The organism is Streptomyces sp. Ru73 (genome assembly GCF_002920575.1).
In the GTDB taxonomy this organism is placed as follows: Bacteria; Actinomycetota; Actinomycetes; order Streptomycetales; family Streptomycetaceae; genus Streptomyces.
The window spans coordinates 18,718-44,349 of the sequence record NZ_PQSQ01000025.1 but is presented as its reverse complement, the minus strand read 5'-3'; the positions used below and the strand labels follow the sequence as shown (position 1 = coordinate 44,349).

The 25,632-nt window shown below is 73.2% G+C and carries 21 protein-coding genes; 5 read left to right on the top strand and 16 right to left on the bottom strand.

Going from position 1 to position 25,632, the window contains the following annotated elements; genetic code table 11:
- Positions 1 to 201: 201 nt before the first annotated feature.
- Positions 202 to 2,718, bottom strand: coding sequence for an aminopeptidase N (gene pepN, locus C3486_RS14145; RefSeq protein ID WP_103833059.1), 2,517 nt, complete (start codon positions 2,716 to 2,718; stop codon positions 202 to 204).
- A gap of 321 nt (positions 2,719 to 3,039) precedes the next feature.
- Here pepN and C3486_RS14140 point away from each other — a divergent pair, with 321 nt between their 5' ends.
- Positions 3,040 to 3,582 (top strand): MarR family winged helix-turn-helix transcriptional regulator, encoded by a 543-nt coding sequence (locus C3486_RS14140; RefSeq protein ID WP_103833030.1) that lies wholly within the window; start codon positions 3,040 to 3,042, stop codon positions 3,580 to 3,582.
- On the opposite strand, the gene C3486_RS14135 is transcribed toward C3486_RS14140, so the two are convergent.
- The 12 genes from C3486_RS14135 to C3486_RS14080 form a co-directional block, all read right to left on the bottom strand.
- Positions 3,536 to 4,864: an MFS transporter gene (locus C3486_RS14135; protein ID WP_103833029.1), complete on the bottom strand. Its 1,329-nt coding sequence runs from the start codon at positions 4,862 to 4,864 to the stop codon at positions 3,536 to 3,538. The two genes, C3486_RS14140 and C3486_RS14135, sit on opposite strands and share 47 nt — an antisense overlap.
- Positions 4,865 to 4,868: 4 nt before the next feature.
- Positions 4,869 to 5,954: an aromatic ring-hydroxylating dioxygenase subunit alpha gene (locus tag C3486_RS14130; RefSeq protein WP_103833028.1), complete on the bottom strand. Its 1,086-nt coding sequence runs from the start codon at positions 5,952 to 5,954 to the stop codon at positions 4,869 to 4,871.
- A 1-nt stretch (position 5,955) separates the two neighbouring features.
- Positions 5,956 to 6,177 carry a recombinase-like helix-turn-helix domain-containing protein gene (locus C3486_RS14125; RefSeq protein WP_103833027.1) on the bottom strand — a complete coding sequence of 74 codons (222 nt, stop codon included), beginning with the start codon at positions 6,175 to 6,177 and terminating at the stop codon, positions 5,956 to 5,958.
- A 34-nt stretch (positions 6,178 to 6,211) separates the two neighbouring features.
- Positions 6,212 to 7,204, bottom strand: coding sequence for a PDR/VanB family oxidoreductase (locus tag C3486_RS14120; RefSeq protein WP_103833026.1), 993 nt, complete (start codon positions 7,202 to 7,204; stop codon positions 6,212 to 6,214).
- 13 nt (positions 7,205 to 7,217) lie between these two features.
- Complete coding sequence (locus C3486_RS14115) at positions 7,218 to 8,906, bottom strand: thiamine pyrophosphate-binding protein (RefSeq protein WP_103833025.1); 1,689 nt, start codon at positions 8,904 to 8,906, stop codon at positions 7,218 to 7,220.
- 9 nt (positions 8,907 to 8,915) lie between these two features.
- Complete coding sequence (locus C3486_RS14110) at positions 8,916 to 9,704, bottom strand: SDR family oxidoreductase (protein WP_103833024.1); 789 nt, start codon at positions 9,702 to 9,704, stop codon at positions 8,916 to 8,918.
- A gap of 94 nt (positions 9,705 to 9,798) precedes the next feature.
- The gene (locus tag C3486_RS14105) at positions 9,799 to 10,536 is read right to left on the bottom strand and encodes an SDR family oxidoreductase (protein WP_103833023.1); all 738 of its coding nucleotides are present in this window, start codon (positions 10,534 to 10,536) and stop codon (positions 9,799 to 9,801) included.
- Positions 10,536 to 11,057, bottom strand: a complete 522-nt coding sequence (locus C3486_RS14100; protein ID WP_103833022.1) for a cupin domain-containing protein — start codon at positions 11,055 to 11,057, stop codon at positions 10,536 to 10,538. The genes C3486_RS14105 and C3486_RS14100 overlap by 1 nt, the downstream gene beginning before the upstream one ends.
- Before the next feature lie 48 nt (positions 11,058 to 11,105).
- Positions 11,106 to 11,879, bottom strand: coding sequence for an alpha/beta fold hydrolase (locus tag C3486_RS14095; protein ID WP_258052773.1), 774 nt, complete (start codon positions 11,877 to 11,879; stop codon positions 11,106 to 11,108).
- A gap of 104 nt (positions 11,880 to 11,983) precedes the next feature.
- A complete protein-coding gene (locus C3486_RS14090) occupies positions 11,984 to 12,805 on the bottom strand; it encodes an aspartate dehydrogenase domain-containing protein (RefSeq protein ID WP_103833020.1) in 822 nt (273 codons plus the stop codon).
- A gap of 197 nt (positions 12,806 to 13,002) precedes the next feature.
- The gene (locus C3486_RS14085; RefSeq protein ID WP_103833019.1) at positions 13,003 to 13,962 is read right to left on the bottom strand and encodes a VOC family protein; all 960 of its coding nucleotides are present in this window, start codon (positions 13,960 to 13,962) and stop codon (positions 13,003 to 13,005) included.
- Positions 13,963 to 14,296: 334 nt separating this feature from the next.
- Entirely contained in the window at positions 14,297 to 15,775 is a 1,479-nt protein-coding gene (locus tag C3486_RS14080; protein WP_103833058.1) for an aldehyde dehydrogenase, read from the bottom strand.
- Between the two features lie 13 nt (positions 15,776 to 15,788).
- On the opposite strand from C3486_RS14080, the gene C3486_RS14075 reads away from it, so the two are divergent.
- Entirely contained in the window at positions 15,789 to 16,514 is a 726-nt protein-coding gene (locus C3486_RS14075; RefSeq protein ID WP_103833018.1) for a hypothetical protein, read from the top strand.
- A gap of 358 nt (positions 16,515 to 16,872) precedes the next feature.
- The gene (locus C3486_RS14070; RefSeq protein ID WP_103833017.1) at positions 16,873 to 18,345 is read left to right on the top strand and encodes an MFS transporter; all 1,473 of its coding nucleotides are present in this window, start codon (positions 16,873 to 16,875) and stop codon (positions 18,343 to 18,345) included.
- 224 nt (positions 18,346 to 18,569) lie between these two features.
- Here the strand turns inward: C3486_RS14070 and C3486_RS14065 are convergent, their stop codons facing one another.
- Positions 18,570 to 19,460 carry an AraC family transcriptional regulator gene (locus tag C3486_RS14065; RefSeq protein WP_103833016.1) on the bottom strand — a complete coding sequence of 297 codons (891 nt, stop codon included), beginning with the start codon at positions 19,458 to 19,460 and terminating at the stop codon, positions 18,570 to 18,572.
- Between the two features lie 435 nt (positions 19,461 to 19,895).
- Between C3486_RS14065 and C3486_RS14060 the strand changes: the two genes are divergently transcribed.
- Together C3486_RS14060 and C3486_RS14055 are read left to right on the top strand one after the other, a co-directional pair.
- Entirely contained in the window at positions 19,896 to 21,713 is a 1,818-nt protein-coding gene (locus C3486_RS14060; protein ID WP_258052771.1) for a beta-galactosidase family protein, read from the top strand.
- A gap of 316 nt (positions 21,714 to 22,029) precedes the next feature.
- Positions 22,030 to 23,319 carry a pyridoxal phosphate-dependent aminotransferase gene (locus C3486_RS14055; protein ID WP_103833014.1) on the top strand — a complete coding sequence of 430 codons (1,290 nt, stop codon included), beginning with the start codon at positions 22,030 to 22,032 and terminating at the stop codon, positions 23,317 to 23,319.
- Positions 23,320 to 23,371: 52 nt separating this feature from the next.
- On the opposite strand, the gene C3486_RS14050 is transcribed toward C3486_RS14055, so the two are convergent.
- Together C3486_RS14050 and C3486_RS14045 are read right to left on the bottom strand one after the other, a co-directional pair.
- A complete protein-coding gene (locus C3486_RS14050) occupies positions 23,372 to 24,298 on the bottom strand; it encodes a MurR/RpiR family transcriptional regulator (RefSeq protein ID WP_103833013.1) in 927 nt (308 codons plus the stop codon).
- Positions 24,299 to 24,457: 159 nt separating this feature from the next.
- Complete coding sequence (locus C3486_RS14045; protein ID WP_103833012.1) at positions 24,458 to 25,573, bottom strand: C45 family peptidase; 1,116 nt, start codon at positions 25,571 to 25,573, stop codon at positions 24,458 to 24,460.
- Between the last annotated feature and the right edge of the window lie 59 nt (positions 25,574 to 25,632).

Here is a 25,632-nt window from a genome sequence, read left to right as displayed (position 1 = left end):
TTCGCCGGGAAGCACCCGGAGTCCACTCTCACGAGGGACACCTGTACGGGTTGCGGCTCGTACATCTGGTATGGGTTCCGCAACTCCTCGCCCCCGCCCCGGCCTTGCTCTGCTAAGGCGAGGCCGCGTGCCCGCGGTGGCGGTCCCGTCGCCGCGCCACTCTCGGAGCGCGGCGCGGCGTACCCGGCCGGTCCCTGTGCCTCACCCCTGTCCGTTCCGTACGGCCAGTGCGCGGCGCAGGTCGTCGAGCTGGTCGGCGAGTTTGCGCCGCAGGGCCGGGGTGGGGTCGGTGTCGCGCAGGCAGGCTTCGCCGAGCCGGAGGGTGTCCTGTTCGACGAGTGGTGCGGGGAAGGCGTAGCGGCCCGCGGCTTCGGCGAGGGCGGGGCCGCGGCGTGCGGCGAGGGTGACGGCGTCGGCGAAGTAGCGCTCGGCGTAGGGGCGGACGAGGTCGGCCTGTTCGGGTGCCCAGAAGCCGGTGGCGGTGGCGGTGAACAGGTACGCCGAGAGGTCGTCGGCGGGGTCGGTGGTGAACATCGCTTCCCAGGCGGCCTTCTTGGCGGCCGGGTCGGGGAGCGCGGCGTGGCAGCGTGCGGCGCCTTCCTTGCCGCTGGCGCTGGGGTCGCGGGTCAGTTCGGCATCGATGGTCGCCGGGGTGGTGGCGCCGAGGGTGGCGAGGCGGCCGAGGATGCGCCAGCGCAGTTCGGGGTCGAGGGCGGGGCCGCCGGGGACGCTGTCGCCGTCGAGCCAGTCCTGGATGCCTTCGGGGGTGGTGGCGCTGTCGATGAAGGTGCGGACGGCGGCCAGGCGCAGGCCCTGCCGGTCGCCGTGCTCGCTGCCCTCGGTGCGGCGGAGGATGTCGCGGCAGAGGTCGGCGAGGGTGGTGAGGGCGGCGGGGCGGTCGGCCGCGGGGAGGTAGCGGTCGGCGATCTGGGTGCGGGCGAAGGCCAGGACACCCTGGACGATGGCGGTGTCGGTCTCGTGCGGGAGGTGGGTGCGGACGGCTTCGAGGTAGGCGGCGGGCGGGAGTTCGCCGTCGCGGACCATGTCGCGCGCCGCGTTCCACACCACGGCGCGGGTGAGGGGGTCGGGCAGGCCGGAGAGGGCGGCCTGTGCGGTGGTCCAGGACTCGGGGTCGAGGCGGACCTTGGCGTAGGTGAGGTCGCGGTCGTTGAGCAGGACGAGGTCGGGGCGCCGGCCGGGGAGGGTGTGCGTGCCGCCTTCGGGGAGGTCGTGGGTGAGGGGCTCGCGGGGGACGAGGCGGGCTGGGGAGGTGGGGTCCTGGTCGTAGAGGCCGATGGTGAGGTGGTGGGGGCGGTCTCCCTGGTGGGTGACGGTGAGGGACCAGGAGCCGTCGGCGGTTTCGTCGATGACGGGGGTGAGGGTGTCGACTCCTGTGGTGCGCAGCCAGCGGTCGGCCCAAGCGTGGACGTCGCGGTCGGTGGCGCGGGCGAGGGAGTCGGTGAAGTCGGCGAGGGTGGCGTTGCCGAAGCGGTGCCGGGCGAAGTGGTCGTTGATGCCGGCGAGGAAGTCCTTCTCCCCCATCCAGGCGACGAGCTGGCGGAGCGCGGAGGCGCCCTTGGCGTAGGAGATGCCGTCGAAGTTGAGGAAGGCGGAGGCGGTGTCGGGGACGGCGTCGGGCGCGGGGGCTACGGGATGGGTGGAGGGGCGCTGGTCTGCGTCGTATCCCCAGCTCTTGCGGGCGATGCCGAAGTCGGTCCAGGTGTCGGTGAAGTGGGTGGCTTCGCTGAGGACCTGGTAGCCCATGTACTCGGCGAAGGACTCGTTGAGCCAGATGTCGTCCCACCAGGCGAGGGTGACGAGGTCGCCGAACCACATGTGGGCCATTTCGTGGGCGATGACCATGCCGCGGGTCTGGCGCTCGGTGTCGGTGACGGCGGAGCGGTAGACGAATTCGTCGCGGAAGGTGACCAGGCCGGGGTTTTCCATGGCGCCGGCGTTGAACTCGGGGACGAATGCCTGGTCGTAGGAGTCGAAGGGGTAGGGCTCGTCGAAGAGCTGGTGGTAGCGGTCGTAGCAGCGGCGGGTGATGTCGAAGATCTCGTCGGCGTCGGCGTTGAGATACGGGGCGAGGGAGCGGCGGCAGTGGATGCCGAAGGGCAGCCCTGCGTGCTCGGTGCGGACGGAGTGCCAGGGGCCGGCGGCGACGGCGACGAGGTAGGTGCTGATGGGCGGGGTGGGGGCGAGGGTCCAGTGGCCTTCGGGGGTGCGGGTGGCGCGGGAGTTGCCGAGGACGGTCCAGCCGTCGGGGGCGGTGACGGTGAGGGCGAAGACGGCCTTGAGGTCGGGCTGGTCGAAGGCGGGGAAGACACGCTGGACGTCTTCCATGAACAGCTGGGTGTAGAGGTAGGTCTCGCCGTCGGCGGGGTCGGTGAAGCGGTGCATGCCCTCGCCGGTGCGGGAGTAGCGCATGGTGGCTTCGACGCGGATTTCGTGCTCGCCGGGGGTGAGGCCGGTGAGCGGGAAGTGGTTGTCCGCCAGGTCGGCCGGGTCGAGCGCGCGGCCGTCGAGGGTGATGCTGTGCAGCTGCTCGGGCTTGAGGTCGAGGAAGGTGTCGCCGGCGGTGCGCGCGCTGAAACGGATGACCGTGCGGGTGGTGAAGTGCTCCTCGCCGGTGGTGAGGTCGAGGTCGATGTCGTAGTGGTGGACGTCGAGGATGCTGGCTCGGGTTTGCGCTTCATCGCGCGTCAATGCGGGCATGGCGTCATGCTGCCGCAGGTCGGCGGCTTTGCGCAGCCACGCCCGGCAGCCTGTGGACAACTCCTCGGACAGGTGCGGAAGGCGGGCCGGGGCGCGGGGTCGGGCCGGGCGTCGCGCGGGGGTGCGGGAGCGTGGGGCCGGGCCGGTCGCCGGGGGCCGGTCGGCGATGCGGGTGCGCGCGGCCGGGGCCGGCTGTGCGGCCGTGCGGGGCGGTCCCGCCGGGCCGCCCGACCGTTAAGTGGCGCGGCTTCTCAGTACTAAGATTTCGCCAGGAGCACGGCCGGGATCCCGGCCCGACGGCGAGCCCGGGAGGGTGCCGAGATGGCGAAGAAGACGGCGGCGCGGGACGCGGTGGCCGGCATCATCGAGGACTGGCGGCGGGAACGCCCGGAGCTGGACACCTCCCCGCTGGAAGTGCTGGCGCGGCTGCACCGCACGTTCCTGCGGTACAGCGCAAAGCTGACCGCTTCGGTGGAGTCGTACGGCCTGTCGGTGGCCGGTTTCGACGTGCTGACGGCGCTGCGCAGGGCGGGGAAGCCGTACCGGCGCACGGCCGGTCAGCTGGCCGATTCGGGGCTGATCTCGTCGGCCGGCGTGACGCTGCGGATAGACCGGCTGGAGAAGGACGGGCTGATCGTCCGGGAGCGGGATCCGGAGGACCGGCGGGTGGTGCGGTCGCGGCTGACGGAGGAGGGACTGGCCAAGATCGACAAGCTGTTCGCCGAGCACCTGGAGAACGAGCGGCGGATGCTGGCCGGCCTCTCCCCCGCCGAGTGCCGTCAGCTGGCGCGGCTGCTGTCGAAGCTGGAGCAGTCCATCACGGAGTCGGGCGCGGCGGAGCCGGACGCGCCGTCCGGGGCGTGACCGCACCGTCGGTGCCGCGCGGGCCGGGCCGGAACAGGAGCCAGGCGCCGCAGCACAGTGTGACGGTCTGGGCGCCGATCAGCAGCGCGTAGCCGGCCCCGAAGCTGTGCCCGCCGCCGAGGGCGATGGCGGCTCCCATGGCGGTGGGCATGAAGGCGGACACCAGGTTGCCGACTCCGTTGACCACGCCGTACGCGCTGCCGACCGTGCCGGCCGGTGCGTGCCGCTGCACGAGGGTGGGGATGGCGGGGCCCTGCAGGCCCCAGAAGCCGCCGGCCAGGACGAGTCCGGTGGCGGCGAGCCACGCGGCGTCCGCGGTGATGACCAGTGCGACGCAGCTCCCCGTGCCGAGCGCGCCGACGACGAACAGCAGGGGCAGCCTGCGGGCGGGCAGCTTGTCGATGAGGTGGCCGCCGAGGAAGCCGGAGGCCAGGCTCATCAGGAAGGGCAGCGCGGAGACGGCGCCCATCTGTGCGAGGGAGAAGTGGCGTTCCTGGAGGAGGTACGCCGGCAGCCACGAGCTGCTCCCCCACAGGTAGGCGAGGGTGGCGATCTCGATGAGGAGGATGCAGCCCAGGCGCGGCGTGCGCAGCGCCTCCCGGAGAGTGGCCACGACGCCGCGGCGCGCTCCTGCGGGGCCGCTCTCCCGTCCCGCGCTCGCCTTCTGTGCGCGCGGGCGTCCCCGCACGAAGAGGGCGATGAGCGGCAGTCCGACCGCCGCGTTGAGGAGCGCAAGCAGCACGAAGGAGGTGTGCCAGTCGTAGCGGTGCACGAGGTAGGTGATCAGGGGCAGGCCCGTTGCGGTGCCCAGGGAGACGCCCATGGAGCTGACCGCGTTGGGCCGGCCGACCTCGTGGGGCGCGAAGTGCTCCTTCACGTACATCGTCTTGAGGGAGAACAGCGGCCCTTCGGACGCGCCCAGGAGGAAGCGGACGGCGACGAACATGAGGGCGCCGAGCGCGTACGGGGAGAGCAGGGTGAGTGCGGCCCACAGGCCGACGCTCACCAGGAGGCCGCGCCGCGCCCCGAGGGCGGATTCGTACAGCGGCGTGAGGAAGAAGGCGGCGAGTCCGTACCCGATGAGGAAGACGGTCATCAGGGCGCCTTGGAGGACGCGGTCGCCGGTCATGCCGAAGTGGTCGGTGAAGGCCCGGTCGGTGATCAGTACCGAGACGTTGACCCGGTCGATGTAGGAGATCAGGACGACGGCGAGCAGGCTGAGGACGCCCGCCCACCGCCGCGGGGAGACCGTGGCGGCGGGCGGTGCGGAGGTCGGCGCCACGGTGTCAGCCGCCGGCGGGAGCGGTCACCGCGGCCGTCTCCGCGGCCTGCTGGGGGGCGGCGAGCGCGGCGGCCTGCTGCTCGGCAGCGGCCCGGTACAGGCGGCGCAGCCGTACGACGCCGAGGTCGTGCTGGTAGAGGTTCTCGGCCTGGTCCGCGTCGTGCGGCATGGCCTCCAGCATGACGCGGTCCTGTTCGAGGACCTCCCAGTGGCGCTTCTCGATGAGGGTGCGGTACAGGAAGCGCCAGGTGTCGCGCTGCCATCCGGTGACGTTGCGGTAGCGCCAGAAGAAGACACCGCTGCGGTGCGCGTCCACGGGGCAGATCATGCCGACGATCCCGAAGGGTCCGCCGGGGCCGGCGGACGGCGGGTACGGGATGGACAGGTCGACCCAGTCCACTCCGGTGCGGCACAACTCGACCCAGTCGAAGTTGACGCCGCGCTGGTCGGTCTTCTCGAAGAAGTAGCCGCGGTCGGTCTCCCGGATGCGGAACTTCGCGGTCGTGTCCCCGTCGAACATGGTGTGCGACTCGTGGTGCAGGAACTGCCCGTGCATCGGGTCGAGGAGGTTCTCCATGCCGAACCGCCAGGGCACGTTCCACTCGGCGTAGCAGAGGATGGCTTCCGTGCCGGGGTCGGTGAGCGGTTCGGGGAGGGTCAGCTCGCACGGCTCCGGGTGCTGCTCGTCGCCGAAGTAGGCGAGGATCGCGCCGCTGACCTCGCGTACGGGGAGGCTGGTGACGAGCTTCTTGCCCTCCAGGTTGCAGCCGGGCAGGCCCGGTACGGAGGAGACGGTGCCGTCGCCCTCGACCTCCACGCCGTGGTACCAGCAGGCCACGCGGTCCCCGAGGTGCTTGCCGAGGGAGAGCCGGGCGCCCCGGTGGGGGCAGCGGTCGGCGAGCATGTGGAGGGTGCCGTCGGCGCGGCGGAAGAGGAGCCAGTCCTCGCCGAGCGCGGTGACCTTGCGCATGCCTCCGGGGGTGACGAAGTGGGAGGGCACCACGGGGTGCCACTGGTTGCGCAGCCCGGTGGCGTAGATGTGGTCGGCGGTGGCGGTGTGTCCGGTCGTGGCCGGGCGGGTGAGGGTCATGTCAGGCTCCCAGGCGGTGCATCTCGGCGCGGAAGGTGTCCTCGGTCCACGGGGTGCCGTCAGGGGCGTGCACCTGGCGGGAGTTGAGGCCGCGGACGACGTCGGCCAGCTCGTGGCCCTCCTTGGTGAAGACCTCTTCGAGGGTCGCGGCGAGCTTGTACTCGTACGGGGTGGGCTCGTGCGTACGGGACTGGTGGACGTCCAGGTACGGCCAGGGGGTCATCGGTGCCTCCGGGTTCACAAGACGGTCGGGTGGCTTACAGGTCGAGGACGAGGCGGTCGGAGGCACAGCGCGAGACGCAGATCATCATGGTCGCGTTCGCCGCGTGCTCGGCCTCGCTGAGGAGGAAGTCGCGGTGGTCGGGCACGCCCTCGAGGACGCGGGTCTCGCAGCTGCCGCAGATGCCGTCCCGGCAGGAGCTCTCGGCCTGCAGCCCTGCGGCCTCGGCGGCTTCGAGGATCGAGGTGTCGGTGCCGACGCTGAGCGTCACTCCGGAGCGGCGGCACTCGACCTCGAAGGCGCTGTCGTCTCCGCTGCGCTCCACGGTGGGTGCAGCGAAGCGCTCCACCTTCAGTTGCGCCGCGGGGCAACGCTCCTCGACGGCGGCGAGCAGGGGCTCGGGCCCGCAGCAGTACACGAGGGTCTGCGCGTCGAGGCCGTTCAGGGCGGCGTCGAGGTCGATGTGGCCGTGCTCGTCCTGCGGGTGGAGGACCAGTTCGCCGGGTCCCTGTGCGGCGAGGTCGGCGAGTTCGGCGCCGAAGGCCATCGAGGCGCGGGTGCGGCCCCCGTGGACGAGGCGCCAGGGCACACCCCTTCGGGTGGCTTCGCGGGCCATGGCCAGCAGCGGGGTGATGCCGATGCCGCCGGCGATGAACACGTACGCGGGCGCGTCGGTCAGCGCGAAGTGGTTGCGGGGGCCGACGACGGTGACGGTCTGGCCGGGGCGCAACTGGTTATGGACGAAGCGGGAACCTCCGCGGGAGGCCGGTTCGTTGAGGACACCGAGGCGGTAGCGGGCGGTGTCGTGGGGGTCGCCGCACAGGGAGTACTGCCGGGTGTGGCCGCCGACGTGCAGGTCGAGGTGGGCGCCGGGCTGCCAGGCGGGCAGCGGCTTGCCGTCGGGGTGGACGAGGTCGACGGAGAGCACGCCGTCGGCTTCCCAGGTCATGCGGTGCACGAACAGGTCGAGGCGGGGCTCGGCGGCCGTGGCCCGGTCGGCGGTGTCCGGCTGGATGTCGTGGGTGGTCATCGCGTCGGCCTCCTCACGCGGTGGGGATCTTGACGGGCGGGGTGAAGGGGTTCTTCATCGGGCCGAGGGCGGCCAGGTCGACCTCCACGAGGGTGGGGCCGCCGGAGGCGACGGCTTCGTCGAGGACGGGTGCCGCGTCGGCCTCGGCGGCTATCCGGGCGTACGGCAGGCCGCAGGCGCGGGCCAGGAGGGAGAAGTCGGGGGTGGTGAGGTCGACTCCGGAGCGGCGCTCGCTGTAGCGGTCCTGCATGTTGCGGAGGACGCCGTAGCCGCCGTCGTTGAAGACGAGGAGGGTGAGCGCGGGGCGCTCCTGGGCGAGGGTGAGTAGCTCCCCGAGGTGCACGGCGAGGCCGCCGTCGCCGGCCATGACGACGGTGGGCTCGTCGGGCCGTGCGAGGGCGGCGCCGATGCCCATGCCGAGGCCCTGGCCGATGCCGCCGCCGCGCGGGAAGACGTTGTCGCGCGGGTCGTAGATCTCCAGGAGGCGGTTGCCCCAGCTGCTGGAGGGGATGGTGACGTCGCGGGCGATGACGGCGCGGCGGGGCAGGGCGGCGCGCAGGGCGTCGCAGACGGCGGCCTGCGGCCCGATGCCGTCGTGCAGGGCGGAGCGCACCTCCTCGCGTACGGAGGCGACGCGGGCGGCCCAGGCGGGGTCGGCAGCGCCTCCGGAGGGGGCCGCACCTCCGGTCACGGGGGCGCCGTCGGATGCCGGGGCGCCCGCGGGCAGCCGGGCGAGCAGCGCATCGAGCACGGCGTCGGCGTCGCCCTTCAGGGTGTGCGTCGCGGGGTAGACGCGGCCCAGTGCGGCGGCGTCGATGTCCACCTGGATGTGCGTGTCGGGCAGGGCCAGCGAGTAGTCGCCGGTCTCGTTGGAACGGAAGTGCGTGCCGAGGGTGAGCAGGACGTCCGCTTCGGTGAGCAGCGCGCGGCCCGCCGGTGTGGTGGCGAAGTTGCCGATGACCTGCGGGTGGTCCTCGGGCACTGCGCCGCGGCCGGAGTTGGAGGTGAACAGCCCGGCGCCGGTGCGGGCCAGCAGCTCGGCGAGCCGCTCCCCCGCGCCGCACGCGCCTCCGCCGGCCCAGATCACGGGTCGCCGGGCGGCGGCCAGCAGGCCCGCAGCGGCGTCGATGTCGGCCGCTTCCGGGTGCGGCGCCACCGGGGCCACGACGGCGGCGGGCTCGTCCTGCTGGGCCGCGTACTGCAGGTCGATCGGCCACTCCACGCTCGCCGGACCACCCGGCGCGCGCAGTGCGGCGCGCGCCGCTTCACGCAGGATGCGCCCCGCGGCGTCCGAGGAGGGCACGGTCGCGGCGTACGTGGACACCGCGCGCAACATGGCGAGCTGGTCCTTGGTCTCGTGGATGAACCCGCGCCCGCTGCCCAGGTACTGGCTCTCGATCTGGCCGGTGACGTGCAGGACGGCGGTGCCGGAGCTCAGCGCCTCGATGAGCGAGCCGGCCGCGTTGCCCGCGCCGGTCCCCGTGGAGGTGAGGGCGCAGCCTATGGAGCCGCGGGCGCGCCCGTAGGCGTCGGCGGCGTTCACGGCGGTGGCTTCGTGGCGTACGGGCACGAAGCGCAGCTCACGGTCGACGGCTTCGACGAGCGGCAGGTTGTGGACGCTGACGATGCCGAAGACGGTGTCGATGCCGAGTTCGCGCAGGACGGCGACGAGGAGGTCGCCTCCGGTGGGATGGTGCGTCATGGAGGCTCCTCAGAGGATGCCGCGGCCGACTCCGCCGCAGACGTCGATGCTGGTTCCGGTGATGTAGGAGGCGCGCGGGGAGAGGAGCGTGAGGACCGCGTAGGCGACCTCCTCGGCGCGGCCGAGGCGGCCGAGGGCGATGCCGCGGTCGGCGGCCAGTTCGGCCTGCCACTCCTCGTAGGTCAGTCCGCTGTCGGCGGCGGCGTGCCGGCGCGTCCACTGGCCGGTGTCGATCAGGCCGAGGCACACGGAGTTGACGCGGATGCCGTCGGGTGCGAGTTCCCTGGCCAGGCTCGTGGAGAGGTTGAGGATGCCGGCACGGGCAGCGCTGGTGGTGATGAGACGGGTCTCGGGCTGCTTGGCGAGTACGGCGTTGATGTTGACGATGCCGGCGGCGTCGGAGGCGCGCAGGTGAGGAAGGGCGGCGTGCAGCGGGTTGAGTACGCCGGCGAACTTCAGCTCCAGTTCGTCGCGCCAGTCCTCCTCGGTGGTCTCCGCGAGCCGCTTCATACGGGACTGGCCGGCGTTGTTGACCAGGCCGTCCAGGGCGCCGAAGTGGTCGGCGGCACGGCCGACGAAGTCACGTACGGCACTCCCGTCCCGTACGTCGCACACGCCGGTCAGCAGCCGGTCGGTGTCCGCTCCGAGGCGGGCCGCTGCCTTGTCCAGGCGGTCGGCGTCGCGGCCGCAGGTGGCGACGCGCGCGCCTTCGTCGAGGAGGGCGCGGACCGTGGCCAGGCCGACGCCCGAGCTGCCGCCGGTGACCAGTACGGTGCGGTCGGCGAGGCCCAGGTCCATGGGGAATCCTTCGGTGTGGTGATCGGTACGGAAGTCCGGCGCGAGCCGCTGGGGCCGCCGGGCGAGCCGGTGCCCGCCGGCCCGGCCGGAGTGATCAGTGCATGGTGAAGCCGCCGTTGACGGCGATCACTTGGCCCGTGAGGTAGCGGGACTCCTCACCGAGCAGGAACGACACGACGCCCGTGAGATCCTCCGGCTGCTGCACCCGGGAGATGGCCCGGTTGAGCCGGTACAGCTCGTGCCGTTCGGCGGGGACGTTCTCCGTCGCCTCGCACTCGGTGATGCCGGGCGCAACGACGTTGACGGTGACACCGCGGTCGCCCAGCTCCCGTGCCATGGCCCGGGTGAGGGCGATGACGGCCCCCTTGGAGGCGATGTAGTGGGCCAGCCGCGGCGAGCCGTACAGCGCGGCGTCCGACGCCAGGTTGACGATGCGGCCGCTGCCCGCGGCGAGGAGCTGGGGCAGCAGGGCGCGGGCGACGAGCCAGGGCCCCCGGGCGTTGACCGTCATGATGCGGTCCCACGCCTCGACGTCGATGTCCTGGAACTCCTTGCCGCCCACCCCGTTGGCGAGACCGGCGTTGTTGACCAGGCCGTGCAGTGGCCCGAGGTCGGCCACCCGCTTCGCCATCGCGTCGACCGACTCGGGGTCGGCAACGTCGCACGGCACGAAGTGCGCCTCCCGGCCCTCGGCACGCAGGTCGCCGGCCACCCGCTCACCGCGCTCGGCATCGAGTTCGGCGAGGACGACACGGTGTCCGTCAGCGGCGGCCCGGCGGGCCATGGCCTCCCCCAGGCCACGGCCGGCGCCGGTGATGACGACGGTGCGCATCAGTCGCGGGTGACGCCGTGCATCGGCGAGTGCTCGGGGTAGGTGGGGATCTGCGGCTTCTGCGTGCCGATGATGACGCAGAAGAGCGCGTCGGTGTCGCCCTCGTTCTTCAGGCTGCGGGCCACTCCCGCCGGCACGACGATCATGTCCCGGTAGCCGAGGGTGCGGTACTCGACCTCGTCCTTGCCGCGGTGAATACCGACCCTGACCTTGCCCTCCAGCACGAAGAAGGCTTCCTCGACGTCGTGGTGGGTGTGCTCGGGGCCCTCGGCGCCGGGCGGCAGCAGCATGTTGGAGAAGGTGAAGCCGCCGGACGGCAGGATGCGGTTGTCGCCCTCGTGGTTGCCGGTGGCACCCGAGCCGATGTACCGGATCTGGGCTCGCCGGTACTGCTCACCGGCCTTGGCCTGGAACGCCAGGGTGTCCCAGTCGGGCTCGCGGGAGTCCTTGGTGGCGATCAGGGAGTCGGTGTAGCGGGCGAGGTCGCCGCCGTTGTCGTACTCGGTGGTGGTGATGGGCATGGCGATCAGTCCTTTAGTCGTACTAACGGGCAGGGCTGTGGACAGTCCTCACAAGCCTTCGGCGATTCCTGCTGAGATGCGGAGGTGGGCAAGAACCCACGCGTCGAAGGCCTCGGGCTGTTCCTGGTTCGCGAGGTGACCGGCGTCCTTGACGATCACGAACACGGATGAATGGAGATCTGCTGTGAGCATCTGGCTCGCTTCGATCCCGGTGACCTCGTCCCGGTCCCCGCACAGCACGAGCGTGGGCGCGGTGACGGCGGCGAGGTCGGCAATGCGCAGGTCGGTGGCGGCCATGGACTCGGCCGCCCGGCGGTATCCGGGCAACCGCACGGAACGGGCCATGGTGTCGGTCACCCGCGCGACGAGCGCGTCCGGAGCCGCATCGGACACCAGACGCGGCCCACGCCGCTCGGCGAACTCCCGGGCCCCGACCTCGGCCAGCTCATCGGCGCGGGCCCGCATCGCCTCGGCCTTCGCCGGATCGGTACCCGAGCCGGCACTGGAATCGGCGATCACCAGAGAGGAGACGAGTTCCGGATGACGAGCGGCGAGCCGCAAGGCGATCACCCCGCCCCAGGACACCCCGAGCACATGGGCACGGCCACCGCGCTGCCGGATGAGCGCGGCAGCGGTGTCGGCGAAGTCGTCGAGCGTGAACGGCCCCGCCGGATCGGCCGACTCGCCGTACCCCGGTGCGTCCCAGGCCACCACCCGCACATACCGGCTCAACGTCGCGAGCTGCGGTGCGAACGCCGTGGAGGAGGAACCGATCCCATGCAGACACAGCAGCAGCGGACCACTGTCACCCGCCTCCTCCACATGAAGGCCCGCAAGGTCATAGGGCGCGGGAACCGGCGGCGAGGCGACGGCCGAAGCCTCAGCCGGCGAAGGGGAAGGAGTGAGATCGGAGCGCGCCGAGGTGGTCACAGGATCTGCCCCCTCCGCCCGGCCAGCGCACCCAGGCTGCGCAGTACGGCATACGGCACCACCTGGCTGGTGGCGGGGTTGCCGGGATCCGGGAGGTGCTGCACCTCGAAGCGGTAGACACCGTGGCTGCCGGACGCCTCGATGACATGGCGGGTGTGCTGCGCCGCCGGGTCGGCGACGACATGGACACGTACGGCGTCCAGATCTCCGACGGCCAGCGCGACGGACGCGGCGACGTTGGTGGACTTGGGGAACTTCACCGGCACGTCACGGGCGGTACCGCGCATGACCTCGACCGGGCCCGACGCCGTACGCATCCGGTGCAGCAAGTCCTCGCTCATCCACGGCTGTTCCAGCGTGCCGGGCAGCTTGGTGGTGGTGAGGGTGACATCCGTGAGCGGACCCATGGCACGCACCGCCTGGAGCAGATCGAGGCCACCGACGGCGCCACCGGTGAAGTACACGCGTCCCGGGCCGGCGGCGAGGAGGGCAGCGGCAAGGCCCTCGTCGGTGAGCGCGCCGGTGGACGCGATGAGGAGGTCGGTACCGGAGCCCAGGACGCGTTCGCCCCACTCGCGGACGACGCTCTGGCCGGCCGCCTCGACGATCAGGTCACAGCTGTCGAGGGCTTCCTCGAAGGAGAGCTGCGGAGCGGGCGCGTCGCCGAGCACGCGATTGTCGACGATGCACACCAGCTCGGCACCGGGGACGCCCCCCTCCGCGAGGGCGGTACCCACGACGCGGCCGATGGCACCCCAGCCGACGAGGCCGACCCGGCGAGGAGCGGGCGAGGAAGGGGACGGTGAGGAAGGAGTCACGTTAGTGGAGGGAGAGGTGAGGGAGGCGGAAACGGACCCGCAAGTGGGTCCAGAGGTGGATTCGGAAGTGGTGACGGTTTCGATGGAGGTGGTCGCTCGAGGCGGCGTCGCGGTGGTCGGCACGGTTGCGGCCGTGGCCGAAACGGGGGTCGCGGTGGCGGCGTGCGGTGTGGTCGGCGACGCGGTGGTCGGGTCGGTCATGCGGGGATCTCCTGCGGGGCCGGCTGGGCGAGCGGGCCGGGATCGGGTTGTCCGGCCATGTGGGAGCGGATCTCCGGAGAGGGCGGTCCCGCGGTACCCCACAGATCCGACAGCTCCGGGACGCGGCGCCAGACACGGGCGATCCAGGCGTCCTCGACGATCTGGGCGACCTCGGAGGTGTATTCGCAGACGAGACCGGAAGGGTCGGTGAAGTAGGAGAAGGTGTTGTTGCCGGGACCGTGCCGGCCCGGGCCCCACTGCGGCGTGATGCCGTGGTGGCGCAGTCGGCCCAGACCGCGCATGAAGTGGTCGACCGAGCTCATCTCGTACGCCACGTGGTTGAGGGAGGCCCACTCGGCCTGGTTGAAGGCGATGCAGTGGTGGTCCGCGTTGCAGCGCAGGAACGCCATCTGGTGCTCCGACCAGTCCGAGACCCGCAGCCCCAGGACGTCGCAGTAGAAGGCGACGGCGGCATCGATGTCGGCGGTGTTCAGTACGGCATGGGTGACCCCGACCGGGACGGCACCGTCCCGGCCCCGGGGGGCGACGGCCTCGACGTGCGCGCTGATCTCGATGAGCCGGTGCTCGGGGTCGGTGAAGCGGAGGCCGTAGCCACCGCCCACCTGGTCCAGCGGGCCGGGGCCGGCGACGGTGGTGATGCCGCGGGCGAGGAGGCGGCGGGCGGCCTCGTCGACCTCGGCGGGGGTCGCGACGGCGAACGCGATCCGGCCGAGGCCGATGCGGTCGGCGCGGGTCAGCTGGAGGACGTGGTGCTCGTCGCCGGTGCCACGCAGCCAGCGTGCCCCGTGGTCGCCCTCGACGGTCTCCAGGCCCCAGACCTCCTGGTAGAAGTCGGCGGCCTCGGTGAAGGCGGGGGTGAACAGTTCGACGCACCGCAGGGAGCGCAGGCGCGCGATGGGCGGCTGAGGCGGAGAGTGGTGCTGGGTGCGGGGCATCGCTGTCTCCAGTCGTACGGAGGGGCGGCGGGCGGACGTGGGTGAGGTGGGCGGGCGCGGACGAGGTGGAAGCGGCGGGCGGGCACGGGGGTGATTGGACGGCGGGGCGTGCTCTCGGCGTGGCTGCGTCGTTGGGTGGGCGCGGGGAGGGAGCGCGGAAGGGGTCGGGGGTGGGGTGGGCTGGGTTGGTGGTGGCGGGGTGGGTGGAGGAGGAGGTGGGTGGGGGGCGGGGGCGGGGCCCCGGGAAAGTGAGGGCACCAGCACCCCAGCCCGTCAGGCGGAAGACCTCCCCGCCGCCAGACCCAGCACCCCCGGCCCTTTCAACCGCAGGCCCTCAGGTCGCCCAAGGCAGGGGTTCCGGGGAGGTGTTCCAGTAGAGGGATTTCTGGCGTTGGTAGGCGCGGATGCCGTCGCGGCCCTTTTCGCGGCCGAGGCCGCTGTCCTTCATGCCTCCGAAGGGGGTGGAGATGCTGAACTGCTTGTACGTGTTGATCCAGACGGTTCCGGCGTCGATGCGGCGGGCGAGGCGCCAGGCCCGGGCGGCGTCCTTGGTCCACAGGCCGCAGGCCAGTCCGTAGACCGTGTCGTTGGCCTGGGCGACCAGGTCGTCCTCGTCGTCGAAGGGGAGGGCGACCAGGACCGGGCCGAAGATCTCTTCCTGGCAGGTGCGGGCGGAGTTGGGCAGTCCGTCCAGGACGGTGGGCAGGTAGTACGCGCCGTCGCGGTACTGCTCGCCTTCGGGGGCGGCGCCGCCGCACAGGACGCGGGCGCCTTCCTCGCGGGCGAGGTCGACGTACGCGGCGACGGCGTCCCGGTGCTTGTGGTGGACCAGGGGCGCGACCTGGGTGCGGACGTCGGTGCCGGGTCCAATGCGGAGTTTCCGGGTACGGGCGACGAGTTCGGTGAGGAAGCGATCGTAGAGCGGGCGGGCGATGAAGAGGCGGGAGCCGGCGATGCAGCTCTGCCCGCTGGAGGAGAAGATCCCGAACATCACGCCGGCGAGGGCCTGTTCGAGGTCGGCGTCCTCCAGGACGACGGTGGGTGACTTGCCGCCGAGTTCGAGGCTGACCGGCATCAGCTTCTCGGCGGCGGCGTGGGCGAGGGTGCGGCCGGTGCGGGTGCCGCCGGTGAAGGTGACCTTGCCGACGGCCGGGTGGCGGACGATGGCGTCGCCGATCACCCTGCCGGGGCCGGGGAGTACGGAGAGCAGACCGGTGGGCAGGTCGTACTCGCTCAGGGCGCGGTGGATGATGCGGCCGAGGGCGAGGGAGACCAGCGGGGTCCACTCGGCGGGCTTGAGGAGTACGGCGTTGCCCGCGGCAAGAGCCGGGGCCAGTTTCTGGGCGTCGCTGGCGATGGGCGAGTTCCACGGGGTGATGGCGCCGATGACGCCGATCGGTTCGTGGGTGCTCATGGTGACGTACGGGCCGCGGGAGGGGGTGAGGGTGTCCTCGGCGGTCTCCAGGGCGGCGGCGGTGTAGCGGAAGGTGCCGGCTGCGCTGTGTACCAGGGCCAGTGTCTCGGTGCGGGACTTGCCGGTGTCGGCGGTCTGGAGCGCGGAGAGGTCGTCCGCGGCGTCTTCGATGAGTTCGGCGATGCGGTGCAGCAGGCGGGCGCGCCGGTGGGGTGGCAGGTCGCGCCAGGCCGGGTCGGCGGCGGCCTGCGCGGCGCGTTCGGCGGCTTCTTCGGTGTCGGCGAGCGAGGCGGCTCGGAGGGTGGTGAGGGGGGTGCCGGTGGCCGGGTCGATGGTGGTGATCGTGTCGCCTCGGCCCGGGCGCCACTCCCCCGCGACCAGGATCTCGTCCTCGGGGATCGTGGGGCGGGGCGTGGCCGGGGCCGTTTCCGGGGCCCCGGCGGGAACCGTCCGAACCGGCCCCTCCGGAGACGCCGGGCCCGACGACGACACCGAGCCCGACGACGGCACCGGGGCCGAGGACGGCTCACGGTTCAATGACGGCTCAGGGTTCGATGTCGGCTCAGGGGACGATGACGACGCCAGGACCGACGACGCTGCGACCGACGACGCCTCTGCGGCCGACGACGACGCTGCAGCCGATGACGACGACAGGACCGACGCCGGCGAGCGGTCAACCGGCGCCGCCGAGGCATCCCCCGTCGCCGAGGCACCCCCCGCAGCCGGCGAGGCACCCCCCGCCGCCGCCGAAACGTCCACCGGCACCGCCGACACATCCACCGGCGTCGGCGAGGCGCCAGCCGGGCTCGACGAAACGCCAGCCGGAGCGGTCGAAACGCCAACCGGCCTCGACGAAGCGCCCGCCTGCGTCGGCACGGCGTCGACCGGCACCGGTGATACCTCCGCCGGGCTCTGCGGCGGCGTGACCGGGCTCTGCGGCGTGACCGGGCTCTGCGGCGGCGTGGCCGGGTTCTGCGGTGGCGTGGTCATCGAGGGGGTTCGGGAGGGTGTCTGCGTGGGCGGGTCGTGCGGGATCGAAGGCATGGGTGCTTCCCGGACATCGGTGGGTTCGCGGGTTCGGCCGGTGGGTCGGCCGGGGTGGCCGGTGGTGGGTGGTGTCGGCGCGTTCGCGGAGTGAAGTGGTGTGGCGTAGCGGGCGGCGTGGGGCCGGTGGAGAGGCGCGGGGCCGTCGGGGTGCGGGCGGGGCGCCGGGGCGGGGTTCCGGTTCTGCCGGCGCTGCGGTTTCTCTCAGCGCCAGAAATCTAAGTGCTTAAGTATTTGGCCGCAAGGGTTGCCGCGGAAAAATTTCGCGGCGTCGGGGCCTTGACTTCCACACCCCTTGAGTCGGTAGAACTTAAGCCCTAAGACACTTGGCGCTTACGTACGAGCTCCCCCAACTCCCGGCCGGCACTCCGCGCCGGCATCCAGCGCCCTCTTTTCCCTCTCCCCTCCCCCGTACCTCGCCCGCGTGCTGCGCGGGTCTGGAGGAATCCCGGATGAGCCTCGACGCATCCCCGGGCCGTGACACCGACGCCCTCCGCGCCGGTATCGCCGCTCGGTTCGAACGTCTCCCCCTGTCCCGCTGGCACGTCACCGTCCGCCTCGTCATCGGCGTGGTGACCTTCTTCGAAGCCTTCGACCAGCTGCTGATCGCGTACGCCATGCCCGAGCTGCGGCAGCAGTGGCACCTCACGGACGGCGACGTCACCGCCGTACTCACCATCGGCTCCCTGGGCATGCTCATCGGCGCGCTCTTCTCGGGGCGGATGGCGGACCGCATCGGGCGCGTGAAGATCATCGCGATCTGCATCGGCGTGTCCGGGCTGGCCTCGCTCGCCCTGGCCGCGAGCCCTTCGGCGCCGCCCTTCATGGCGCTGCGCTTCGTGCAGGGGCTGGCGATCGGCGGTGAGGTGCCGGTCGCCGCGACGTTCATCAGCGAGATCACCCGCAGCTTCAAGCGGGGTCGGTTCGTACTGCTGTACGAGCTGGTCTTTCCCGCGGGGCTCACCATCGGCGCGCTGGTCGCGGCGTGGGTCGTGCCGGCGCTGGGCTGGCGCTGGATGTACGTGGTGGCGGCCGTACCGGGGTTGCTGTGCATCCTCGTGCAGCGCGCCGTTCCGGAGTCGCCGCGGTGGCTCGCCGACCGCGGCCGGCTGCAGGAGGCCGCGGCGACGATGGAGCTGATCGAGGCCAAGGTCGTGGCGGCGACCGGGGCTCCGCTGCCGCCGGTCGGTGCCGCGGCGGGGGCGACGCCGGAAGCGGCCGTGACCGCGTCGGCTTCCGCCACGCCGACGACCACGCTCACGCCCACGGCGCCTGCCCGGCCCGCCACGCCGGCCGAAGCCGCCGCCACCGGCGTCAGGGGGCTGTTCACGGGTCGGTACCGCCGCCGGACGCTGGTGATCGGGACGCTCTGGTTCACCGGCTATTTCGTCAATTACGGCATTACGTCCTGGCTGCCGACGATCTACGGCAAGCAGTACGGGCTGTCGCTGTCCGACGCGCTGCTGTACTCCACCGTCACCTCGGTCGCCGGTTTCCTCGGGTGTCTGCTGGTGGCGCTGACGGTCGACCGGATCGGGCGGCGGAAGGTGTTCGCGTTCTTCCTCGGCGGGGCGGCGGCGCTGCTGATCGTGCTGGCCGCGCTGGGTGCGCGTACGCCCGTGCAGGTACTGGTGTGGACCTCGCTCGCGGCGGTCTGCTTCTTCGGCTCGAACATCTGCCTGTACCTGTACACGCCGGAGCTGTATCCGACCCGGATGCGGGCGCTGGGCTGCAGCGTCGGCGGCGCGCTGAACCGGCTCGGGGTGATCCTCGGCCCGCTGCTGGTCGGTGCGATCTACGCGGGCGGCGGGCAGGTCTCGGCCGTCTTCGTCACGCTGGGCGGGGTCGCCCTCGTGGGCGCGCTGGCCGCGGCGTTCTTCGCCGAGGAGACCACCGACCGGCCGCTCGAAGAGGTGTCCCCCTGAGGGACGCGGGCCCGGCGCCGGCGTCGGCGGCACACCGGTACGGCTCCCACCGCACGGAGGGAGCCGTACCGTCCGTCATGCCAGCCGTTCCCGCACCCGCACTGCCTGGCGGGAGAGGGTGCCCGGCGGGTTACGGGGCTGTTCGGCCCGCGCGTCCCCCTGGAGGAGAAAGAGCCAGACGACGGCCATGAGGCGGCGGGCGGTGCGCAGCGTGCGGATGTCGCTCAGCCGGTGCCGTTGACCAGGGGTGGGTTGTCGGGGTCGGGGATGCGGGTGGACCAGCCGCCGGGGACCGTGCGGCCCTGTTGCCGGCGGAAGCGGACCGGGGCGGTGCCGACTCTGCGGGTGAAGAGGCGGCTGAAGTAGGCGGGGTCGTCGTAGCCGACGCGGCGGGCGACGGCGGCGACGGGGAGTTCGGTGGCGGCGAGGAGTTCCTTGGCGCGGCCGAGACGGATGCCGAGGAGGTAGTCCTTGGGGCTGCAGCCGGCGCCGCGGCGTACGGCGGTGCGGAGTTCGGCGGGGGTCATGCCGTGGCGCGCCGCGTGTTCGGCGACGGACAGCGGCAGGAAGGCGTCGCGGGCGAGGGCCTGCAGGACGGGGTCGCCGTCGGCGTCGGTGTCGGCGCGTGCGCGGCGCAGGGCGACGAGGAGTTCGTGGACGGCGGCGGAGGTCTCGACTTCGAGGAGGGGGTTGCCGCGGCGGGCGGCGCGGGCGATGCGGCCGATGGCGGCGCGGGCGGCGGCGGTGTCGGCGAGGGGGACGAGGGGGCGGTCGGGGGCGGGTTCGATGTAGCCGAGTTCGGTGTAGGTGGTGGCGGCGGGGCCGGTGAAGTCGACGAAGCTCTCGTCCCAGCCGCTGTCGGGGTCGGCGCCGTAGTGGTGCGGGACGCCGGGGGTGAGCCAGAGGAGGGCGGGGGCGGTGACGGGGTGCCGGGTGCCGTCGGGGTCCGCGTACCAGCCGCTGCCCGCGTGGATGACGACGGCGACGTGGTGGTCGAGGGTGCGGGGGCCGACGGCGGGCAGGGTGCCGTGCTGGAGTCCCACGCCGAGGCAGACGAGGCCGAGCCGGTGGTGGACCGGGCTCGGCGTGAAGTAGCGCATCCAGGTGTGGTACACGCGGGCTCCTCCGTTCGCCGTCGCCTTCCGGGTTGCTTTGCCGTGGTCGTCGGTGCCTTGTCGTCGCCTTCCGGGCTGCTGGGCCGTGCTTGCGGGTGCGTTACCGCGCGCCGACGTCCTTCCGTACGCCGGTGCCCTTCCGTATACCGGTGCCTTGCCGCCTGCCGACGCCCTTCCGTGCGCCGACGCCTTGCCCTACGCCGGTGCCCTTCCGTATACCGGTGCCCTTCCGTACGCCGGTGCCTTGCCGTATGCCGGCGTCCGCCCGCTCCCCTGCCGACGGGCGTTCCGTCCAAACAGTGCTGATCTTTGTCCATGGACCGCCGTGCCGCCAGGGGGTGTGCTGGACGGGACGTGGGCCGGGTGAGGGAAGGGGCGAGGGGCGTGACGGACGGCGGAGCGGCGGGCGTGGTGGGGGGCGGGGGCGGCGCTCCGGTGGGGCGGCGGTTTGCCGTCGGGGGGCGGGAGTTCGAGCTGGACGGGCGGCCGGTGCGGCTGCTGTCGGGCGCGCTGCACTACTTCCGGGTGCACGAGGGGCACTGGGACCACCGGCTGGCGATGCTGCGGGCGATGGGTCTGAACTGCGTGGAGACGTACGTGCCGTGGAATCTGCACGAGCCGCGTGCGGGTGAGTTCCGGAGGCTGGCGGCGTTCGGCCGGTTCCTGGACGCGGCTGGGCGCGCTGGGCTGCTCGCGATCGTCCGTCCCGGTCCGTACATCTGTGCCGAGTGGGAGAACGGTGGGCTGCCGCACTGGGTGACCGGGCCGCTGGGGCGGCGGGTGCGGACGTCCGACGCGCGGTATCTGCGGGCGGTGGACGGCTGGCTGGCGGCGGTGCTGGCGCAGGTGGTGCCGCGCCAGTGCGACCGGGGCGGGCCGGTGGTCATGGTGCAGGTGGAGAACGAGTACGGCTCGTACGGGTCGGACGCGGCGTACCTCGCGCACCTGGTGGACCGGTTGCGTGCGCTGGGGGTGACGGTGCCGCTGTGCACGTCGGACGGGCCGGAGGACCACATGCTGACGGGCGGGAGCGTGCCGGGGCTGACGGCGACGGTCAATTTCGGGTCGGGGGCGCGGGAGGCGTTCGCGGCGCTGCGGCGGCACCGGCCGGACGGGCCGTTGATGTGCATGGAGTTCTGGTGCGGGTGGTTCGACCACTGGGGTGCGGATCATGCCGTGCGGGATGCGGAGGACGCGGCGGCCGCGCTGGCGGAGATTCTGGAGTGCGGGGCGTCGGTGAACGTCTACATGGCGCACGGCGGGACGAGTTTCGGCGGCTGGGCGGGCGCGAACCGGTCCGGTGCGCTGCAGGACGGTGCGTTGCTGCCGACGGTGACGTCGTACGACTACGACGCGCCCGTCGACGAGCGCGGCCGGCCGACGGCGAAGTTCTGGCGGTTCCGTGAGGTGCTGGCCGCGTACGCCGAGGGTCCTGTGCCGGAGCCGCCCGCGCCGTGGCCGGTGCTGGCCGGTCCCGCGGCGGTGCGGCTGACGGGCTGGGCGTCGATGGACGCGGTGGTGGCGGCGCTGGGCGGGCCGGAGGTGCGGTCCGGGGTGCCGCCGACGTTCGAGGAGCTGGACGTGGACCGGGGCGTGGTGCGGTACCGGGTTTCGGTGCCGGGGCCGCGGGAGCCGTACGAGTTGCGGGTCCGCGGGCTGCGGGACCGGGCGGTGACGTTCATGGACGGGGTGCGGGGGCCGGTGCTGGACACCGAGGAGGCGGGGTTCGGGCCGGTCGCGGGGCCGGCGGAGGTGGAGCTGTGGGTGGAGTCGCTGGGGCGGGTCAATTACGGGCCGCGGCTGGGTGAGCCGAAGGGGGTCACGGGCGGGGTGCTGCACGAGCGGCAGTACGTGCATGGCGTACGGGCGCGTGGGCTGCGGCTGGACGCGCTGGAGGACGCGGCGGCGGTGGCGCGGGTGGCGTTCGGGCCGTCGCGGGGCCGGGCGGGGGTGCGGGGGCTGCATCGGGGGACGGTCGTGGTGCCGGCGGGCGGGACCGGGGACGCGGTGCTCGAACTGCCGGGCTGGGGAAGGGGGTTCGTGTGGGTGGGCGGGTTCCCGCTGGGGCGGTACTGGTCGGCGGGGCCGCAGCGGGGGCTGTACGTGCCGGGCCCGTGCCTGCGCGAGGGGGCGAACGAAGTGCTGGTCCTGGAGCTGGAGGGAGCGGGAGAGGGCGAGCGGGAGGCGGAACGGGAGGGGGCTGCTGCGGGGGCGGCTGCCGATGGGGCGGGGATGCCCCGGCTCGTGCCGTAACCGAGACGGCGCCCCCGGGCCCCGGCTCGTGCCGTGACCGAGGCGGCCGGTCGGCCGGCCGGGCCTGCGTACCCGGCCTCGCGGTCACCCCGTCGGCCGGGCCCGCACGCCCGGCTGCGGCGCCCGCGTGCACAGGGCGTGCGCACAAGGCGTGCGCAAGGCGTGTGCCCAAACCCGTGTGCGCAAGCCCTGTGCACACCCACCCCCCTATGCAATTTTCCTTGCAGGTATCGTCGTGCTTGCAATCACGCTTGCATACGCTGCGTGCCCGCACGCGCGCAGCCGTGACCGATCCCGGTGAGGAGAGTGGGGCGCCGTGACCATGCATTCGGCGACCTTGGCCATCGACGAGACGATGCGGGCCCGCCGCGCGGCGGGCGAGAAGGTGCTGCACCTGGGGTTCGGCGAGGCCGGGCTCCCCGTGCCGGACGGGATCGCGGCGGTGCTGTCCGCCGCGGCGCACCGCAACGGCTACGGGCCCGTGGTCGGTTCGGCGGAGGCCCGCGAGGCCGCCGCCGGCTGGTTCACCCGGCGTGGCGTGGCCACCGGGCCCGAGCAGGTGCTCTTCGCGCCGGGCAGCAAGGCACTGCTGTTCGCGCTGCTCGCCGCGCTGCCGGGCGACGTGGTGCTGCCGCGTCCGGCGTGGGTGAGTTACGCCGCGCAGTCCGCGCTGGTGGGCAAGCGGGTCGTCGGCGTGCCGGTGCCGGACGCCGCGGGCGGGGTGCCCGATCCGGCGCTGCTGGAGGACGCGCTGGCGGCCGCGCGCGCCGACGGTGCGCGGCCCGGTGTGCTGATCCTGACGGTGCCGGACAATCCGACCGGCACCGTCGCGCGGGACGCGGACGTACGGGCGGTCTGTGCGATCGCGGAGCGGCACGGGCTTGTGGTGGTCTCCGACGAGATCTACGCGGAGGTGCTGCACCCCGCGGCGGAGGGCGCGGACGGGCGGCGGGCGCCGAGTGCCGTACGGCATCTTCCCGGCCGAACGGTCGTCACCAGTGGGCTGAGCAAGTCCATGGCGCTGGGCGGCTGGCGGATCGGGTTCGCGCGGGTGCCCGAGGGGGCGTGGGGCGAGCGGCTGATGCGGGATCTGACCGGGGTGGCCAGTGAGGTGTGGTCCGGTCTGGCGGCGCCGATGCAGGCGGTCGCGGCGCATGTGCTGGCCGATCCGCCGGAGGTGCTGGCGCACGTCGACGCGGCCCGCCGGCTGCACGGCACCGTCGCGCGCGCCGTGCACGCGGAGTTCACGGCGGCCGGTGCGCGCTGCCGGGCACCCGAGGCGGGGTTCTACCTGTACCCGGACTTCGAGCCGGTGCGGCCGGTGCTGGCCGCGCGGGGTGTCACCACGGGCGCGGAGCTGGCCGGGGTGCTGCTGCGGGAGCACGGGGTCGGGGTGCTGGCCGGTGCGGCGTTCGGGGACGTGCCGGAGGGGCTGCGGGCGCGGGTGGCGACGAGCCTGCTGTACGGGGAGACGGCCGCCGAGCGGTGGGCGGCGCTGCGGTCGGGCGACCCGTTGTCGCTGCCGTGGATCGCGGGGGCGCTGGCGCATCTGCGCGAGGCGCTGGGCGCCGTCGTCACGGGTACGGGGCCGGTGCGGCCGGGGTGATGCGCGAGGGCCGGTCGCGGCCCTGCGGCCGCTCGCCCTCGGTCTCCCCCGGCTATCGCTGGGAGGTGTCCCCGGACGGGCCTGAATTTCTCGCGTACACCCCGAACTCCTCCATCAGCTGCTCCTCCTGGAGGAGGGTGGCGCGTGTCTTGTGGCCGCCGAGCTGCGCGACGCCGGCCGCCAGTGCCTGGACCAGGGACGTGAAGGCCGTCACCGACCGCAGGACGGAGGGGCCGGCGGCGTCGACGTAGAAGGTCTGCCGGGCGGTGGCGGCGAGCGGTGAGGAGGGGTTGTCGGTGAGGGCGATGCAGTGGGCGCCGCGTTCGTGGGCCCAGGCGGCGGCCCGTACGGTCTGGGCGCTGTAGCGGTGGATGGAGAGGGCGACGAAGCAGTCGTCCGCGCGGACGCGGCGCAGGTCGTCGGTGAGCGTGCCGGTCCCGGGGGTGACGGTGGCGACCTCTTCGCGGAGCATGCGCAGCAGGTAGCCGAGGAGGTAGGCGGGGGCGTGGCACTTGCGGAGGCCCATGATGTGCACGCGGGGGGCCTCGGCGAGGGCGCGTACCGCGGCGTCCCAGGTGTCCTGGGGGACGCGCGCGAAGGTGCGGGCGATGTTGGCGCGGTCGAGGGCGACCGAGCGTTCGAGGAGGTCGCCGTCGTCGGCGCCGAGCTGTTCGAGGTTGTCGTAGCGGCGGAGCAGCTGGGCCTGTTCGCGGAGGTGTGCGCGGCAGAGGCGGGTGAGGCCCGGGTAGCCGTCGAGGCCGAGGCCGGTGGCGAAGCGGACGACGGTGGCTTCGTTGACGCCGGCGGCCGAGGCGAGTTCGGAGACGGTCATGAAGGCGACGCCTTCGGGGTCGGCGAGCAGCCGGTCGGCCAGCAGGCGCTGGGAGCGGGTCAGGGACTCCCCGCGGCGCTGCAGCTCACCGACGAGTTCGTCGTAGGTCTGCGGCGGGCGCGGGGGGTTGGACGGTGCGGGGGCCATGGCGTCGATTCTCTCGTACGGGCGGGCACGGGCCGGGGCGGGCGGGTACCGGTCCGGCGGCCGGGTACCGGTCCTGGCGGGCGGCCGGCGGACCGTGCCGGGCTCGGCGTACCGGGCCCCGCCCGGGTTCGGCCGGCCTCGCCACGCACCGGCCGGCGCTCACTCGGTCTCCCCCCGCGCATAGGCCGACAGCCGCAGTTCGGCGGTCCGGCCGTCGGCGCCGCGTACGGTGATGCGGTCGGCGGTGAGGTCGGCGACGGCGGTGCAGAGGGTCATCAGCGGGTCGGTGCCGGCGGCGGTGCGGTGCACGCCGTCCGGGAGGGGCGCGCCGGTGAGGACGTCGAGGAACCAGTCGGGTCCCGGCTCCGCGTCGGGGGCGGTGAGCCGGTCGAGGACCGCGCCGCGTGCCACGCTCTCCTCGTACTGGCCGAGGCTGCGGGCCGCCTGTGCGCCGTGTCCGGTGCCGGACGTGGCGTCCAGCGAAGCGGCCAGCTGCCGCAGGTGGTTGGTGTGCCAGTGGAGGGGTGCGTCGGGCCCGGCCTCCAGTGCGGCGGTGCGGCCGGCGGTGCTCTCCACGACGGCGACCCGGCCGGTGGCCGCCTCGCCGAGGGTATAGGCGAAGCCGCCCGCGCTGGGCCGGGTGCCGAGGTGGTGGACGGCTTCGTCGAGGGTGCGGGCCTGCTGCATCGCGCGGGCGACGAAGTGGCGGCCGGGCGCGTCGGCCGGGTCGGCGGCCTGGATGTGGTTGATGCCCCAGACGAGGCCGTGGCCGGTGGCGGTGAAGGTGTTGGCGGGCAGGAAGCCCGGGTACCACTGGACGGTGACCGGTGCTTCGCCGTCGATGCGCAGGGTGAGCAGCATCAGCCGGCCGTGGAGCGCGGGCGCGCCGTCCTCGTTGTGGGCGACGAGGGAGCGGGTGCGGCGCCAGCCGAGGTCGGTGCAGCCGGTGCCGTCCTCCGCGCCGAGGTCGCCGCGGAGGTTGGCGAGGAGCAGGTCGTGGAAGCCGGCGCCGGCCCCGTCGGCCAGGGCCCGCAGCTCGCCGAGCTGTACCGGGTGCGCGGCCTCCGTGGCGTGCAGCAGCCGTCCGAGCCGTTCCCGGCCGCGGCCGCGTGCCGTCCAGGAGCGGAGTGCGTCCCGTTCCGGGAGGGCGTCCTGGACGGCGCGGATGTCGGCGCGTGCGGCGTCGCCGAGGGTGCGGAAGACGGCGGTCCGTTCTCCGGAGAGGACCAGCCATCGCAGTCCGGCGAGCTCCCGCTCCACGACCTCCGCACCCATTGCGCCTGCCTTCCCCAGTGATGTCGTCGAAATTGCAACTGCACCAGCTTACGCAATTT

Excerpts from the sequence above, each read along its gene's own strand:
- pepN (WP_103833059.1), bottom strand. The coding sequence starts at position 2,718 with ATGCCCGCATTGACGCGCGATGAAGCGCAAACCCGAGCCAGCATCCTC.
- C3486_RS14140 (WP_103833030.1), top strand. The coding sequence starts at position 3,040 with ATGGCGAAGAAGACGGCGGCGCGGGACGCGGTGGCCGGCATCATCGAG.
- C3486_RS14130 (WP_103833028.1), bottom strand. The coding sequence starts at position 5,954 with ATGACCCTCACCCGCCCGGCCACGACCGGACACACCGCCACCGCCGAC.
- C3486_RS14125 (WP_103833027.1), bottom strand. The coding sequence starts at position 6,177 with ATGACCCCCTGGCCGTACCTGGACGTCCACCAGTCCCGTACGCACGAG.
- C3486_RS14120 (WP_103833026.1), bottom strand. The coding sequence starts at position 7,204 with ATGACCACCCACGACATCCAGCCGGACACCGCCGACCGGGCCACGGCC.
- C3486_RS14115 (WP_103833025.1), bottom strand. The coding sequence starts at position 8,906 with ATGACGCACCATCCCACCGGAGGCGACCTCCTCGTCGCCGTCCTGCGC.
- C3486_RS14110 (WP_103833024.1), bottom strand. The coding sequence starts at position 9,704 with ATGGACCTGGGCCTCGCCGACCGCACCGTACTGGTCACCGGCGGCAGC.
- C3486_RS14105 (WP_103833023.1), bottom strand. The coding sequence starts at position 10,536 with ATGCGCACCGTCGTCATCACCGGCGCCGGCCGTGGCCTGGGGGAGGCC.
- C3486_RS14100 (WP_103833022.1), bottom strand. The coding sequence starts at position 11,057 with ATGCCCATCACCACCACCGAGTACGACAACGGCGGCGACCTCGCCCGC.
- C3486_RS14085 (WP_103833019.1), bottom strand. The coding sequence starts at position 13,962 with ATGCCCCGCACCCAGCACCACTCTCCGCCTCAGCCGCCCATCGCGCGC.
- C3486_RS14070 (WP_103833017.1), top strand. The coding sequence starts at position 16,873 with ATGAGCCTCGACGCATCCCCGGGCCGTGACACCGACGCCCTCCGCGCC.
- C3486_RS14050 (WP_103833013.1), bottom strand. The coding sequence starts at position 24,298 with ATGGCCCCCGCACCGTCCAACCCCCCGCGCCCGCCGCAGACCTACGAC.
- C3486_RS14045 (WP_103833012.1), bottom strand. The coding sequence starts at position 25,573 with ATGGGTGCGGAGGTCGTGGAGCGGGAGCTCGCCGGACTGCGATGGCTG.